A 15,454-nucleotide genomic window follows, 5' to 3' on the forward strand; every position below is an offset into this window, starting at 1 on the left:
AGGGACTTGCTTTTCCCACGCGACGCCTCTAGCGTTAGGCACTTGTGAACCGTCGCCACAGAGCGGCGGTCATGCGGCTCCTGATGGAGCGAGCGAGAGAGGCGCGACCGAGGGTCGCGGGATGCGAATGCAGTGGGGTGGACCGGCGCGGAGTTGTCATCGCTTGATCGCGCGGTCCATAGGGTTGTACGAACACGGGCAAGGGAGCCCGGACCTTCAATGCGCTTGCTGACCTTTCCGGTGGCTGCGGGCCTGTTGCTGGCCGGCTGCGTCGCCTTCGTGGCCACCGCCTATGGGGAATATCGCAGCCTGGGCGAACTCACGCGCCAGGAGGCTGGCCGCGCGCATGCCTTGCGCACCCAGCAGTTGATCTCCGACCTCAATGGCCTGCTGATCGATCTGGAGACCGGCACGCGCGGTTTCCTGATCACCGGCGATGCGGCATTCCTGCAGCCGTATGAACGCGCGCAGCGCGACCTCGACGCGAGCTACGCCGATCTCAAGGACGCGCTGGCACGCTCCGGTGATCGGCAGGACGCCGCGTTCCTGCGCCTGGACCGCGTCATCGCCGAACGCCGCCGGCAGGTTGAGGCGCAGGTCGAGAGCCGCTGGAAGATCGGCGAGTCAGCGCTGAAGGACCGCCAGGCCTACGTGGCGGGCAAGCAGCTGATGGATGAGATCCGCGGCGAGTTGGCCCGCCTGAAATCGCTGCAGCAGCAGCGCATCGACCGCATCGAATCCGACGTGGTGGTGCAGACGCGCGAGACGACGCTGCTCGCGCAGGTGCTGCCGCTGGCGGGCGGGCTGCTCGTGGCCGCGGCGATGGCCGCGTTGTGGATCGAACGCGAACGGCGCGACAGCGCGGAACGCGCCTTGCGCGACAGCCACGCTCAGTTGGAAAGCGCTGTCGCCGAGCGCACCCGCGAACTGCGCGAGGCGCTGAGCCGCATCCAGAGCTTCGCCGCGGAACTGGACCGCAGCGTCGAGGCCGAACGCCGCAGCCTGGCCCGCGAGGTGCACGACCAGCTCGGCCAATTGGGCACGGCGGCGAAGATGCTGACGCTGTCGATGGCGCGCAAGCTCGCGCCGGCCAAGGACCCGATGCACGACGAGATGCTGACCATCGCCGACGAGGTCATCAACGCCGCGCGGCGCATCGCCCACACGCTGCGTCCGCCGCTGCTGGACGACTTCGGGCTGTCCGCCGCGGTGCAGCATTACGCGCAGACCCTGCAGCGCCAGAGCGAGCTGATCATCGACCTGGACCTCGGACCCGACGACGAGTTGACGACGGAGCAGCACAACCAGCTGTTCCGGCTGCTGCAGGAAGCGGCGACCAATGTGCTGCGCCATGCGCAGGCGCATCAGCTGACGATCCAGTCCCGCGTCGAGGACGGGGCGTATCGGCTGCTGATCGAGGATGACGGCGTGGGTCCGGGCCAGGTGCGGGCTGACGCGTCGGGCCTGAGGAACATGCGGGAGCGCGCCGTGCTGGCTGGCGGCGAGATGACGTTCGGGCCGGCGCCCCAGCGCGGCACACGCATCGAGGTGCGCGTGCCGCTGGGCGCGGGTGAGGGCGGGGACGGATCGGGGACGACGGACGGTGCCGCGGGCGGCATCGGCGCGGCTCCGGAGAAAGAGGAGGGCTGGGATGAGGTTTCTGATCGTTGATGACCACCCGATCATGCGGCTCGGGGTCAAGCAGTTGATCCAGGGCCACTGGCCGTCCGCGGTGCTCGACGAGGCGTCGACCATCGCCGAGGGCCTGCAGCTGGGCCTGGCCAACAAACCCGACGCGCTGGTGCTGGACCTGTCCCTGCCCGACGCGAGCGGGACCGAGGGCGCCAGCCGCATGCTGCGCGCGCTCAAGGGCGTGCCGGTGCTGGTGCTGAGCCTGAACGCGGAGTCCGCCTACGCCGCGCGCCTGCTGCAGATGGGGGTGTCGGGCTACCTGCCCAAGGACAAGGCGACCGAGGAGCTCGTCGTGGCCTTGCAGCGGCTGCTGCAGGGCGGGCGCTACGTCACGGCGGCGATGGCGGACCACCTGCTGGGCCTGCTGAGCGGGGCCACGCCGGGACAGCTCGCGCACGAGCAGCTCTCGGCGCAGGAGCACCGCGTGATGCTGCTGATCGCCGCGGGCAAGACCCCGGCGGAGATCGCCGACACGATGCACCTGTCAGCCAAGACCGTGGGCACCTACCGGGCGCGCATCCTCGAGAAGACGGGCTGGCGCAACAACACCGAGCTGACGAAATACTGCGTCCAGCACGGGCTGACGGACATCCAGTGAGCGGCGGGAGCGTGTAGGTGATCGCCCGACAAACCCTGCGGACGGACCCCGACACCAGCTTGCGGGCGGGCCTGCTGCTGCGCGCGGGGGGGCGGGCGCAAGATGCCGGACAGGCGGTGACAACCAGTCGCCGCAGCGATCCGGAGCTTCTCCCCATGGATATCTTTCTCGTCGAGGATTCGTCGGCCATCCGCCGGCTCCTTGCCCGGCGTCTCGAGGACATGCCCGGCGTGCGCGTGGTGGGCGAGGCGGATTCCGCGCCGCAGGCGATCGCGCTGATCGACTGGCTGCAGCCCGACACGGTGCTGCTGGACATGACGCTGCTGGTGGGCACCGGCGTGGACGTGCTGCGGGCGCTGCGCCGCAAGGGCTTCCAGGGCCGCATCCTGATGCTCACGCATCACGCGATGGACGCCTACAAGGACATGTGCATGCAGGCCGGCGCCGACGGCTTCTACGACAAGGGCAGCGGCCTGGAGACGCTGTTCGGCGACCTGGACGAGCTGCTGCAGAGCGAGCGCGCCACGGGCCGGCAATCGCGGCCGTCGCCGCTGCTGCGCGACAGCGCCACGGGCCTGCTGGGGCAGGTCGCGCTGCTCGAGCGGCTGGACCAGGTGCTGCGCATGGTCAACGCCGAGGCCGGCAAGGTGGCCGTCACGGTGGTGGTGCTCAAGGGCCTGGAGTCGCTCCTGCGCAGCCAGGGCGTGCAGGCGGCTGCGCCGGTGCTGGTGGAGATCGGCCGGCGGCTGTCGGGTTGCGCCGGGCCGGCGGACCTGCTCGCCCGCCATGCCAACGAGCAGTTCGCGCTGGTGGTCTCGCGCGCCGGATCGGCGCAGGACGCCGAGGCCATGGGCGAGCGCATCCGCGAGGCGCTCTCGCGTCCCTTCGACCTGGGCGGCCACGAGGTACGGCTGGACAGCCATGTCGGCGTCGCTCTGTATCCCCGCGACGCGATCTCCGCGCGCGGACTCCTGATCCTGGCGGAAGCCCGGGCCCATGGCTCGCGGTTGCCCGAAAGGGGAAGCGCCGTGGTGCATTGACAGGACACGCATGCGGAGCCGCCAGGACACGCATCTCCTCCTTCTGACACTGCTCGCCGTGCCGGTCGCGTCCGCGTGGGCCGGCACGGCGACCAACTCGCTCACCTCGCAGACGACGGTCACCACGGCCTGCAACGTCTCGGGCAACACCCTGGCTTTCGGCAGCGCGATCAATCCGATCAGCGGCGCCGCGGTGACCGGCAGCTCGACGCTGACGATCGAGTGCACCGCCACCACGCCCTACACCGTGGCGCTGAGCGCAGGTGTCAACGCGGGCGGCATCACCAACTTCCTCAATCGCAAGATGGCCAACGGCGCGTACACGCTGGCGTACCAGCTGTACGTGGACAACGGCTACACGCAGGTCTGGGGCAACGGCACCGGCAGCTCGGTCTACAGCGGCACGGGGTCGGGCGGCCTGCAGAACGTGACCATCTACGGACGCATTCCCAGTCTGACCGGCACGGTGCCGGGGACCTACACCGACACGGTGACGGTGACGGTCACCTATTGAGCGGGAGACAAGCCGATGAACACGATCCGAGGCGAGTGGACGTCCAGGAGGTGGCGGGCGGTCCTGGCGTTCCTGGCGGCATTGGCGGCGACCTGCGTCGCGCCGGTGGCGCGGGCGGCCGATGTGAGCATCATGCCGGTCAACGTGCGGCTGGACCGCAGCAACGACCGCGCCACGGTGCAGGTCCAGAACAACGGCACCGAGCCGGTGACGATGCAGGCCGAGGGCATCCGCTGGACGCGCGAGAACGGCCAGGACGTCGACGGCCCGACCACCGACCTGCTGGTCAATCCGCCGATCTTCCAGCTGCAGCCCGGCCAGGTGCAGGTGCTGCGCGTGGGCCTGCGGCGTCCGCCCGATCTGCAGCAGGAAGCGACGTATCGCATGGTGCTGCGCGAGGTGCCGACACCGCGCACCGGCGCCGACGCGCAGGTGACCGGCGCGGTGCGCGTGCTGGTGGCGCTGCGCGTGCCGGTGTATGTCGCGCCCAACCAGGTGCGGCGCGATGCGAGCTGGAGCGTGCAGCGCGCGTCCAGCGGCGAGACGGTGGCCACGGTGACCAACGCGGGCAACGTGCATGTGAAGGTGAGCGAGCTGCGCATCACCGGCGCCAACGGCGAGGTGAAGTCCATGGTGGTGCCGGGCGCGCAGAGCGTGGTCTTCCCCGGCGAGCAGCGCAGCTATCGGATTCCCACGCCGGCGGGGCCGCCCTCGTCGGTGCAGATCATGACGGACCAGGGACTGCAGCAGGTCACCGGTGCGCCGGGCAAGTGATGCACGCCTGATGCCCGCGGCCGTCTGCGTGTGCATGACGGCCGTGGCCCAGGCCCAGGCGCCTCCAGCCGCGCCCGCGCCGGCCGCCTCCGACCCGGCCGCCGCGCTGGCGCAGGCGCCGCGCTTCGGCGAGACGCTGCTGCTCGGGCTCAAGATCAACGGCATCGCGCAGCCGCAGACGGTGCGCGCGGTGCGGGTGCCCGAGGGCCTGGCGATTCCGCAGGACCTGTGGGCCGAGCTCAAGTTCCGCCCGCCCTCGCTGCCGCCACGCATGATCGACGGCGAGCTGCACATGATCCTCGGCGACGGGCCCGCGGAGCTGATGCGCTGGCGGGTCGAGGAGCTCAGCCAGACGCTGGAGATCGACGCGCCGCCGCAGGCCTTCTCCGACCAGCAGATCGAGGTGGCGCGCGCCGCCACGCAGGTCACGCTGCCGGCGAGCTTCGGGGCCTACGTCAACTACGACCTGCAGTGGCAGTCGCGCGTGGGCGGCAGCGGCAACGTGGACGGCGTGTCGGAAGTCGGCGTGCTGACGCCCGCGGGCGACCTCAGCCATCAGCAGCTCTACCGCAGCGGACAGGCCGGCGGCTGGGTGCGCCTGGACACGCGCTGGACCATGGACCGCCCCGAGCACCTCACCAGCTGGCGGCTGGGCGACAGCGTGGCGCAGCCGGGCACCTGGGGCCAGGCGATGCGATTCGGCGGCGTGCAGTGGAGCACCGACTTCTCGCTGCGGCCGGGCTTCCTGAGCTTCCCGCTGCCGACGCTGCGCGGCGAGGCGGCCTTGCCCTCGACGGTGGACGTCTTCGTCAACAACAGCCAGCGGCTGCAGGGCCGCGTGCAGCCCGGTCCCTTCGACATCAGCGACCTGCCGGTGGTCACCGGCCAGGGGGAGATCCGCACCGTGGTGCGGGACCTGCTCGGGCGCGAGCAGGTCGTGGTGCAGCCGTACTACATCAGCCCGTCGCTGCTCAAGCCGGGGCTGTCGGCCTACAGCATCGAGACCGGTTTCCTGCGGCTGAACTACGGCACCGAGAGCAACCGATACGGCCGCGCGATGGTCGCGGGCACCTGGCGCAACGGCGTGACACCGACCTTCACGCAGGAATGGCGCGGCGAGGTCACGCGGCGCCAGCAGGCGATGGGCGCGACGGGGTTGTGGCTCTTCCCCGCGCTGGGCACGCTGAGCCTGGCGGGCGTGGCCAGCCGCAGTGACGATCCCGAGGCGCGTCGCGGCGGGCTGCTCACGCTGGGCGTGGAGCGACAGGGCATGGACTGGAGCGGCGGCGTGCAGGTCAAGCGCGCGTCGGCGGGCTTCACGCAGCTGGGCAATCCGGTGTCGCCGAAGTGGAGCGTGTCGGGGTCCATCGGCACGTCGTGGAAGCAATGGGGACTGGGCGTCGGGTTCGTGAACCAGGGCGCGCCGCAGCGGCCCGCGCCGACCGGTCAGCTGCAGGTCGCCAACAAGCTCTGGTCCTTCAATGCGAGCCGCGGCCTGGGCAACTGGGGCTTCTTCGGCCTGTCCGCGCTGAAGGCCGGCAATGGTGGCGGCACGGCGATCTCCGTGTTCTGGAGCCTGCTGCTGGACCACAACAAGAGCCTGTCCACCGCGTGGCAGGGCCAGCGCGGCGGCGGGCAGGAGTCGCGCGACGTGTGGCAGGTCCAGCTGCAGAGCAACCCGCCGATCGGCGAGGGCGTGGGGTATCAGCTGCTGGCCGAATCCAATGGCCGTCAGCAGGCGCAGGCGCAGTGGCAGAGCAACAAGATCGCGCTGGATGGCGGCGTGTCGCGGCTGGCGGGCAAGACCGATGTGCGGCTGGGGGCCAGCGGCGGCCTGGCCTACATGGACGGCAGTGCCTACGCGAGCCGGCGCATCGACGGCGGCTTCGCGGTGGTGCAGGTCGATGAGCAGCCCAATGTGCGCATCCTCCACGACAATCAGCCGGTGGCGCGCACCGACGCGCAGGGCCGGGCCTTCCTGCCGGCGCTGCGCGGGTATCAGGTCAATCGCGTGGGCGTGGTCGCGGACGATCTGCCGCTGGACGCGGAAATCGAGGCGCTGGAGCTGCGCGTGATGCCGGCGGCGCGGCGCGCGGCGCTGATCCGCTTTCCCATCGTGCACAGCCGCACGGCGACCTTCCGGGTCGTCGACGAGGCCGGCGAGCCGTTGCCGCCCGGCACCGAGCTGCGCGTGGCGGGCTCGCGGCGGTCCTTCCCGATGGGGCTGGACGGGCGCGCCTTCGTCACCGGGCTGGCCGATGGCGCGAACGCGGTGAGCGACGTGATGGCCCATCGCGAGGACGCCGCGCCGTGCCGGCTCGAGCTGCGTCTGCCGGAGAAGGCCACCGAGCTGCCCGATCTCGGCACGGTGGTGTGCCGCAAGATGAGCGCGTGGCGGGGCGCCGCGCCGACGACGAAACCAGAGAAGGAGCAACCATGAAACGAGTCATGCGGCGGATCTCCTGGCGGGCGGGAGGATGGAGGCTGTTGCCGTGGCTGGCGCTGATCGGGGCGGCACCGTCGGCGCATGCGTTGTGCGTGCCGGCGCTGTGCAGCTGCACGGTGACGACGACCTCGGTGCTGTTCGCCAACTACAACCCGCTGGCCTACGGCAACACCGACTCGACGGGCACGGTGACGGTGAAGTGTGGCGGCGTGGCCGGGCTGCTCGTGCCGTTCACGATCGCGCTGAACCAGGGCGGCGGGTCGAGCATCACCAACCGCTCGCTGGCCTTCGGCGCCAACAGGCTCAACTACAACCTGTACATCGACAACACGTACACGACGGTGTGGGGCGATGGCACGACCGGCACGCTGGTCGCGGGCGGTCTGCTGCTGGACGCGCTGGGGCTGTCGCCGGGCCTGGTCTACACGGTGTATGGCCGCATTCCTGGGCGGCAGGTGACGACGATCCCGGGCGGGCCGTACGTTGATTCGGTCAGCGTGACGCTCACGTACCAGTGAAGGGCACGCAGGCGTCGAGGGCGTCCTGCAGGCGTTCGCGCCAATAGGGATCGGCCGCGCCTGAAGTCCGGGCATCGGCAAGCGCGCGCAGCGGCCCGACCAGCCGCGGATCGGCGAGGGCCTCGGCCGCATCGAGCTCGTAGACGTGGCAGTCGGGCGTGAGCCGGGCGATGAGCCGCTCCACGAGCCCGTCCTCGCGGCGACGCGCGAGACCGACGAGCGCCTCGCCGCGCACGTCGAGGTCGGGGTCGTCGAGGTTGCGGCGCAGCGCGGCGCGGATCTCGGGCGAGTCGTCGTCACGCAGCGAGCCCAGGCCGAAGGTGGCCCAGTCGCGGACGTCGTCGGAGGAATCGGCGCTGAGCCGGATCAGCCCGGCGATGGCCTCGGGTTCCTCGTAGGAGCCCAGCGCGACCGCGACCTGCCAGCGCATCTGGCGATCGGTGCTTGAGGCCAGCCGCAACAGCGCGTCGACGCTCGCCCCATGCGGGCGATGGCCCAGGCCGAGCACGGCGGCGCGGACGACGTCGGGATGCGGATCGGCCAGGCCGCGCAGCAGCAACTGCTGCGTGGCGGATTCGGCGTGCATCTCGTAGCGGGGGGTGAGTGAGGCGGGATCGTGATGATCGCCCTGATTGCCGGGATCGCCGTGTTCATCGGCCTTCTCGGGCGCGCGATGCATCAGCTGACCGGCGATGGCGAGTGCGACGGCGCGGCGCCGGGCGCGCGGGCTGGTGCTCATCGCGGTGATCGTCTCGAGCAACGCGGGTGAGCCGCGCAGATGCAGCGCCTGGATCGCGCGCCAGCCGGCATCGGCATGCCAGTGGCGCAGCGCGTGGCGGATCAGGCGTTCATCGCTGAAGGACTTCAACCGGTGACGGGCCAAGCGTTTCATCGGAGGACTCGAAGACGCGATCGCCCGACTCTAATGGATTGACCCCCTCTCCCGCGGAGCGGGAGAGGGCGGGGGTGAGGGCTCTTTGAAGGCCTCCGTGCCCTGCCACGAGCCCTCACCCCAACCCCTCTCCCGCTACGCGGGCGAGGGGCTATCCCGCAAGCTCGTCGCCGGTCGGCAGCCTCAGCGCCCCGGTGTTGTAGTCGTACTCGAACACCTCGCCATGCCGCGCCCAGGTGACCGCCGTCTGCAGCACCGCGTCGGCCTCCGCATCGTCCAGATGCTCGCTGAGCAGCCGCAACACCGGCTTGTCGGGCATCTCCCCGCTGGGTTCCTGCTCCAGGCTGTGGCGGATGTGTGCGATCAACGGCACATGCGCCATCAGCTGCTGCCCGAAGAGATCCCGCCGCAACCCATGCGACCCCTCCACATACCGCCGCCCCAGCGGCGTCAACTGCAGATCACCGCTGTCGAGCTGCGCCAGCCCCAGCCGCGCCAGCGCATGCGCCACCGGCAGCAACTCCGAATCCGGCAGCCCCGCCTCCTCGCACAGCTGCGGCAGATCCGCGCGCCCGTCGAAGGGCGGATCCACGAGCAGCTCCAGCAGCCCGTCCATCCGCGCCACATCCGCCGCGGGCAAGCGCTCAGCCAGCGGCGCCGGCGGCGCGACCGCATCCACCGATCCCGCCGCGCGCCCCGGCCGCGTCGCGCCGGCCGTCATCAGCGCGTACACCTCGTCGATCAGCGCGCGCACATCGGCGCTCTCCGGATCGCGCGGCCGCGGCAGCTGCACCGACAGCTGGCAGCGGATGCGCCCCGGGTCGCTCGCGAAGATCAGCACGCGGTCGGCCATCATCACGGCCTCCTCGATGTTGTGCGACACCACCAGCATCGCCCGCGTCGGCATGTGCCCGCCGTCCCACAGCTCGAGGATGTCCTCGCGCAGCCGCTCGCCGGTCAGCACGTCCAGCGCCGAGAAGGCCTCATCCATCAGCAGCACGTCGGGCTCCGTCACCAGCGCGCGCGCGATGCCCACGCGCTGGCGCATGCCGCCGGACAGCTCGCGCGGCAGCGCGCCCTCGAAGCCGCTCAGCCCGATCAGCGCGATCGCCGCCTCGGCCTTGGCCGCGCGCTCGGCCCTGGGCACGCCGCGCGCCTCCAGCCCGATCTCGACGTTCTGCTGCACCGTCAGCCACGGGAACAGCGCGAAGGACTGGAACACCATGCTCACGCCGCGCGCGGGCCCCGACAGCGGCTGGCCGCGATACCGCAGCTGACCGGCATCGGCCGGCACCAGCCCCGCCATCAGGCGCAGCAGCGTGCTCTTGCCCGAGCCCGACTGGCCCAGCAGCGCGACGATCTCGCCCTCGCGCAGATTGAAATCGACGTCCGCCAGCACGGGCCGCGGATGGCCGTCGGCGGAGCGGAACTGCTTGCCCACGCCGTGGAGTTCGATGATGGATGCGCTCATGCCGTGCTCCTCACAGATGCATGCGGTCCTCGGCCAGCCGGTACAGGCGGCGCCAGACGAAGTGATTCAGGCCCATCACGAAGATGCACATCACGCCGATGCCCAGCGCGATCCGCGGGAAGTCGCCCCGCGCGGTCATCTCCGCGATGTAGCTGCCCAGGCCGTGCGCCTTGAGCGTCGTGTCGCCCCAGGAGACGTACTCGGCCACGATGCTCGCGTTCCACGAGCCGCCGCTGGCGGTGATGGCACCGGTCACGAAGCTCGGGAACACCGCCGGCAGCAGGTAGCGCCGCCATTTCAGCCAGCCGCTCAGGCCCAGGTTGCGCGCCGCGTGTCGCAGCTCGGCCGGGATGTTGGACGCCCCCGCGATGACGTTGAACAGCAGGTACCACTGCGTGCCGAAGATCATCAGCGGCGACAGCCACACGTCGGGGTTCAGCTTCCATTTCACGATCAGCACGACCACCACCGGGAACAGCAGGTTCGCCGGGAAGGCCGCCAGGAACTGCGCCACCGCCTGCAGCCGGCCGGACCAGCGCGGATTCATGCCGATCCAGATGCCCACCGGCACCCACACCAGCGCCGCCAGCGCGATCAGCACCAGCACCCGCACCAGCGTCAGCAGGCCCAGGCCGAAGACGTGACCCGCCTCGGCCCAGCCCACCTCCGAATGCACGAAGCGGATCAGGTGGTACAGCGCCACCATCACCGCCGCGGCGATCACCGCGTCCCAGGCGCGGGTCCAGGTCGCGCTGGCGATGCGCGGGCGCGCGCGGATCGAAGTCCCGTCGTGATGCCGGCGGAACCACACCAGGCTGCCCTCGAGCCGATCGACCGTCCAGGCCGCCGCGCGACGCGTGAACGCGGTGCGGCGCAGCCAGTTCAGCATCCACGAGTGGGGCGCGTTGTCGGTGCCGCTGTCCTCGAAGCGGAACTTGTCCGCCCACGCCACCAGCGGCCGGAACACCAGCTGGTCGTAGAGCACGATGCCCACGAGCATCGCGACGATCGCCCAGCCGATGGCGCCGAGGTCGCGGGCCTCGATCGCCAGGGCGATGTAGGAGCCGACGCCGGGCAGCTTGATGCTCTGGTCGGAGACCGAGATCGCCTCCGACGCGACGACGAAGAACCAGCCGCCGGACATCGACATCATCATGTTCCACAGCAGCCCGGGCATCGCGAAGGGCAGCTCCAGCCGCCAGAAGCGCTGCCAGCCCGAGAGCTGGAACACGCGCGCGGCCTCGTCCAGTTCCGAGGGCACCGTGCGCAGCGACTGGTACAGGCTGAAGGCCATGTTCCAGGCCTGCGAGGTGAAGATCGCGAAGATGGCCGCGCACTCCACGCCGAGCAGGTTGCCGGGGAACAGCGCGATGAAGCCGGTCACCGTAATCGACAGGAAGCCCAGGATGGGGATGGACTGCAGGATGTCGAGCATCGGCACCAGCACCTTCTCCGCGGCGCGGACCTTGGCGGCGAGCACCGCGAAGACCGCGCTGAAGAGCAGCGCCAGCACCATCGCCGCCAGCATGCGCAGGTTGGTGCGCAGCAGGTAGTAGGGCAGGTGGGACGGGTCGAGCGACAGCGGCAGCGGGTCGCCCAGCGCGAACGGGCGCGCCATCTGCGCCGCGCCGTAGGCGAGCAGCACCAGCAGGGCCAGCACCAGCGGCAGCAGCGCCCAGTCCCAGCGGTTCGTGCCCGCCTCGACTACGGGGCGGGGAAAGAATTGGCGGCGGTCCATGAGCGTGGCTTTCTCGTCCTGCATGGATTCCAGGGAACAGACGACCCCCTGGGGCCCCCCGCGCGAAGGCTCGCAGGATGCCTGGGGCGCCCTTCAGAAACCTGTCCGGTGTCTGGCCCGAGTCTGTCAGCGCCGCAGCGTCTGCGCCACCTCGAAGAAGGAGCTCAGCAGCAGGCTGTCGCGCCGCTCCTTCAGGCAGTACAGGTGGGTCTCGGTGAAGGCCGGGTCACCCTCGATGCGCACCGGCCGGAACCGCGCGTCGGGGATGAACTCCGCCTCGGACACCACGCCGATGCCGATGCCGCGCGCGGCCGCTTCCCGCAGCGCCTCGCGGCTGCCGATCTCCATGGCCACGCGCGGTGCGAGGCCCGCCTGACGCATCGCGGACTCCAGCGCCCGGCGCGTGCTGGAGCCGTCCTCGCGCTGCAGCAGCGGCTGCTCGGCGAGCTCCTGCAACGACACGCTGCCGCGCGAGGCGAAAGGGTGCTCGTTGTGCACGAACAGGATGATCGCGTGACGCGCGTAGGGCATGGTCTCGAAGCCGGGCGCGTCGTGGAAGCGCGCGAGCACGCCCACGTCGATCACGTAGTTCTCCAGGTCGCCGAAGACCTGCGCCGAGTTGCCCAGGCGGATCGAGACGTCGACCTTGGGGTACTGCTGGCGGTAGGCATCGACCATCTCGATGACGTGGAAGGGGCCGACCGCGCCGAGCTTGAGCTGACCGCGCGTGAGCTCGCCGCAGTCGTGCAGCAGGTTGTAGGCCTCGACCTCCAGCGCCGCGAGCTGTCGCGCGAGCGGCAGCAGCTGATGGCCGACGCTGGTGAGCTCGATGCGGTGGCCGCGGCGGTGGAAGAGCTCCACCTTGTGCTGCTGCTCCAGCCCCTGCACCTGCGTGGTCAGGGTGGGCTGGGAGAGCCCCAGCGCCCGCGCCGCGGCGCTGAAGCTGCCATGGCGGGCGACGGCGAGGAAGGCGCGGAGCTTGGCGGCCGACATGGATAGAGACGATCGATGGAGGGGGTGGATCGGGGCATCCTCGATCAATGGCGTGACGGTCCCGTGACAGCGCCGGGGCTGCGATCCATAGATCGCATGAATGGATGGCTGATGAATTCCAGATCGCCTCGATGGATGGGCTGTCACACAAGCTTCCCAGAATTCGCCGCATCCGCTCACCACCCCTGGATGCCGCCATGTCCCAGCTTCGGTCCACCACCTCGCTGTCCCCCTCGCGTCGCGTCGCGCTGCGCGCCGCCCTGGCCCTGACCATCGGCGCCGCGGGAGCGCCGGCGGCCTTCGCCCAGCAGCCGCAGGTGCTGACCATCGGCCTGATCCCCGCCGAGGACTCGCAGGCGATGATCGAATCCAGCCGCCAGGTGCTGGACGCGCTCCAGCAGCAGCTGGGCATCCCGGTGAAGCCCTTCGTGGCCACCGACTACAACGGCGTGATCGAGGCGCTGCGCGCGAAGAAGCTGGACGTGGCCTACCTCGGGCCGTTCTCCTACGTGCTGGCGAGCTCGGTGGCCAACGTCGAGGCCTTCTCCGTCGCGGTGACCAAGAAGACCGGACAGAGTGCCTACAAGAGCGTGATCCTCGCGCGCAAGGACAGCGGCCTGCGCAGCGTCGCCGAGCTCAAGGGCCGCAACTTCGCCTTCGTCGATCCGAGTTCCGCCTCGGGCCACCTGTTCCCCAAGGCCGGCCTGCAGCAGACGGGCCTGGACCCCGACAGCTACTTCGGCCGGGTGCTGTTCTCCGGCTCGCATGACGCCAGCATCCTGGCCGTGGCCAACAAGAAGGTCGACGCGGCCGCCGTCGCGGACCGCATCTTCGCCAGCGCCGTCGCCAAGGGCACCGTCAGGCAGGACGACTTCGTCGTGCTGTGGTCGTCCAAGCCCATCCCCGAATCGCCGATGGTCTGGCGCAAGGACCTCGATCCCGCGCTCAAGGACAAGCTCGCCAAGGCGCTGGCCAACCTCAAGGACGTGAAGTGGGGCGATCAGGGCGTGCTCAACGGCTTCCAGCCGACCAGCGACGCCGCCTATGACGTCGTGCGTGACACCGCCAAGGTGCTCAAGCTCGACCTGCGGAGCATGAAGTGATCGCGCTGCGCGGCGTCACCAAGCGCTTCGGCGACAACGCCGTGCTGCGCGGCGTGGACCTGGACGTGCGGCCCGGCGAGTTCCTCGTCGTGCTCGGCCCGTCCGGCGCGGGCAAGTCCACGCTGCTGCGATGCATGAACCGGCTGGTCGCCGCCGACGGCGGCACGATGACGGTCGCCGGCCTGGACGCGCACGCCGCCGATCGCGCGAGCGAGCTGCGCGAGCTGCGCCGGCGCGTGGCGATGGTGTTCCAGCATCACCAGCTCGTGCCCCGCCTGAGCGTGCTGAAGAACGTGCTCACCGGCCGGCTCGGCGCGGTGCCGGTCTGGCGCTCGGTGCTGCAGCTGTTCCGCGCGTCCGACATCGCGCTGGCCACCGCGTGCCTGGAGCGCGTCGGGCTCGCGCACAAGGCGGCCTCGCGCACCGATGCGCTGTCGGGCGGCCAGCGGCAGCGCGTGGGCATCGCGCGCGCGTTGGCGCAGCGCCCGCAGGTGATTCTCGCCGACGAGCCCGTCGCGAGCCTGGACCCGCACACCGCGCGTCAGGCGCTCGGCTATCTGAAGCAGGCCTGTCGCGAGCTCGGCATCACCGTGGTGTGCAACCTGCATCAGGTCGACTACGCGCGCGAATTCGGCGATCGCATCGTCGGCTTGTCGCAGGGGCGCGTGCTCTTCGACCGACTGTCCGAGGAGGTCACCGAGGCGGAGCTCGACGCGCTTTATGCCGGCCAAGGCGGACAGGGCAGCCAGGGCGGTCATGCCGGGCTGCATCTCATCGAGCCGGTGGCGGCTCACGAGCAAAGGAGTGCCGCATGAGCACGAGCATGAGCGCGCTGGAAGGCGCCGCGCGCGATCGCACGCGCTGGCTGGTCGCGCTGCCCACGACGCCGGGCGGATGGACGAAGCTGCTCGCGCTGATGGTCGCGGGCCTGTGGGCGCTGCAGTGGAGCGCGAAGGGCGCGCAGCTGAGCCCCACGGAGCTGGCCAACGGCCTGCCGCAGATCGCCGACTTCCTCGGCCGGACCTGGCCGCCCGACTGGCGCATCCTGGAGCGGCTGTGGGCGCCGGCGCTGGAGACCGTGCAGATCGCCGTGTGGGGCACGCTGCTGGGCGTCGTCGGCGCGATCCCGTTCGCCTTCCTCGCCGCGCGCAACCTGCAGGGGCCGCGCTGGCTGTATCACCTGACGCGCCAGGGCCTGAACGTGACGCGCAGCATCAACGAGCTGATCCTGGCGCTGGTGTTCGTGTCGGCCGTCGGACTCGGCCCGTTCCCGGGCGTGCTGGCGCTGGCCGTGCATGGCGCGGGCATGCTGGGCAAGTTCTTCGCCGAGGCGATCGAGGAGATCGACGACGGGCCGCTCGAGGCGCTGCGCGCCACGGGCGCGCGCCCGCTGCAGGTGATCGCCTTCGGCGTGCTGCCGCAGGTGGTCACCGCGTGGATCGCGGTCGTGCTCTATCGCTTCGAGGTCAACCTGCGCTCGGCCACGGTGCTGGGCATGGTCGGCGCGGGCGGTCTCGGCTTCGAACTCGTGGGCAGCCTGAAGCTCTTCAAGTACCCCGAGACGGCGACCTGCATCCTCGTCATCACGGCGATGGTGGTCAGCGCCGACCTGGTGTCGAGCCGGCTGCGCCGCGCGATCCAGGACGCCGGCCGGCATTGAACGCGAGGACCTCGT

General features: G+C 70.6%; 14 protein-coding genes. 10 read left to right on the forward strand and 4 right to left on the reverse strand.

Annotation, left to right across the window (positions count from 1 at the left end):
• Window positions 1-219: 219 nt before the first annotated feature.
• From ACNI65_RS01600 to ACNI65_RS01630, 7 genes are all read left to right on the forward strand, one after another.
• Window positions 220-1,671, forward strand: a complete 1,452-nt coding sequence (locus ACNI65_RS01600) for a CHASE3 domain-containing protein (protein WP_416760800.1) — start codon at window positions 220-222, stop codon at window positions 1,669-1,671.
• Window positions 1,652-2,290, forward strand: a complete 639-nt coding sequence (locus tag ACNI65_RS01605) for a response regulator (protein WP_416760801.1) — start codon at window positions 1,652-1,654, stop codon at window positions 2,288-2,290. Before ACNI65_RS01600 ends, ACNI65_RS01605 begins: the two co-directional genes overlap by 20 nt.
• A 155-nt stretch (window positions 2,291-2,445) precedes the next feature.
• Window positions 2,446-3,330: a response regulator gene (locus ACNI65_RS01610; RefSeq protein ID WP_416760802.1), complete on the forward strand. Its 885-nt coding sequence runs from the start codon at window positions 2,446-2,448 to the stop codon at window positions 3,328-3,330.
• Window positions 3,331-3,340: 10 nt separating this feature from the next.
• Entirely contained in the window at window positions 3,341-3,844 is a 504-nt protein-coding gene (locus ACNI65_RS01615; protein WP_416760803.1) for a spore coat U domain-containing protein, read from the forward strand.
• Between the two features lie 15 nt (window positions 3,845-3,859).
• On the forward strand, window positions 3,860-4,618 hold the full coding sequence (locus ACNI65_RS01620) for a molecular chaperone (protein WP_416760804.1): 759 nt from the start codon (window positions 3,860-3,862) through the stop codon (window positions 4,616-4,618).
• A gap of 10 nt (window positions 4,619-4,628) precedes the next feature.
• Entirely contained in the window at window positions 4,629-7,058 is a 2,430-nt protein-coding gene (locus tag ACNI65_RS01625) for a fimbria/pilus outer membrane usher protein (protein ID WP_416760805.1), read from the forward strand.
• Window positions 7,055-7,582 carry a spore coat U domain-containing protein gene (locus tag ACNI65_RS01630; protein WP_416760806.1) on the forward strand — a complete coding sequence of 176 codons (528 nt, stop codon included), beginning with the start codon at window positions 7,055-7,057 and terminating at the stop codon, window positions 7,580-7,582. The genes ACNI65_RS01625 and ACNI65_RS01630 overlap by 4 nt, the downstream gene beginning before the upstream one ends.
• On the opposite strand, the gene ACNI65_RS01635 is transcribed toward ACNI65_RS01630, so the two are convergent.
• The 4 genes from ACNI65_RS01635 to ACNI65_RS01650 form a co-directional block, all read right to left on the reverse strand.
• The gene (locus tag ACNI65_RS01635; RefSeq protein WP_416760807.1) at window positions 7,569-8,474 is read right to left on the reverse strand and encodes a HEAT repeat domain-containing protein; all 906 of its coding nucleotides are present in this window, start codon (window positions 8,472-8,474) and stop codon (window positions 7,569-7,571) included. The two genes, ACNI65_RS01630 and ACNI65_RS01635, sit on opposite strands and share 14 nt — an antisense overlap.
• A 151-nt stretch (window positions 8,475-8,625) precedes the next feature.
• A complete protein-coding gene (locus ACNI65_RS01640; RefSeq protein WP_416760808.1) occupies window positions 8,626-9,945 on the reverse strand; it encodes a nitrate/sulfonate/bicarbonate ABC transporter ATP-binding protein in 1,320 nt (439 codons plus the stop codon).
• Between the two features lie 10 nt (window positions 9,946-9,955).
• Complete coding sequence (locus ACNI65_RS01645; protein WP_416760809.1) at window positions 9,956-11,683, reverse strand: ABC transporter permease; 1,728 nt, start codon at window positions 11,681-11,683, stop codon at window positions 9,956-9,958.
• 126 nt (window positions 11,684-11,809) lie between these two features.
• Window positions 11,810-12,676 carry a LysR substrate-binding domain-containing protein gene (locus tag ACNI65_RS01650; RefSeq protein ID WP_416760810.1) on the reverse strand — a complete coding sequence of 289 codons (867 nt, stop codon included), beginning with the start codon at window positions 12,674-12,676 and terminating at the stop codon, window positions 11,810-11,812.
• 197 nt (window positions 12,677-12,873) lie between these two features.
• On the opposite strand from ACNI65_RS01650, the gene phnD reads away from it, so the two are divergent.
• From phnD to phnE, 3 genes are read left to right on the forward strand one after another with little or no spacing between them, the layout of a single operon-like run.
• Complete coding sequence (gene phnD, locus ACNI65_RS01655; RefSeq protein WP_416760811.1) at window positions 12,874-13,779, forward strand: phosphonate ABC transporter substrate-binding protein; 906 nt, start codon at window positions 12,874-12,876, stop codon at window positions 13,777-13,779.
• On the forward strand, window positions 13,776-14,594 hold the full coding sequence (gene phnC / locus ACNI65_RS01660; RefSeq protein ID WP_416760812.1) for a phosphonate ABC transporter ATP-binding protein: 819 nt from the start codon (window positions 13,776-13,778) through the stop codon (window positions 14,592-14,594). The genes phnD and phnC overlap by 4 nt, the downstream gene beginning before the upstream one ends.
• The gene (gene phnE, locus ACNI65_RS01665) at window positions 14,591-15,439 is read left to right on the forward strand and encodes a phosphonate ABC transporter, permease protein PhnE (protein ID WP_416760813.1); all 849 of its coding nucleotides are present in this window, start codon (window positions 14,591-14,593) and stop codon (window positions 15,437-15,439) included. Before phnC ends, phnE begins: the two co-directional genes overlap by 4 nt.
• The last annotated feature ends 15 nt before the right edge of the window (window positions 15,440-15,454 follow it).

It is taken from the genome of Roseateles sp. So40a (genome assembly GCF_048081605.1).
Classification (GTDB): domain Bacteria; phylum Pseudomonadota; class Gammaproteobacteria; order Burkholderiales; family Burkholderiaceae_C; genus Roseateles.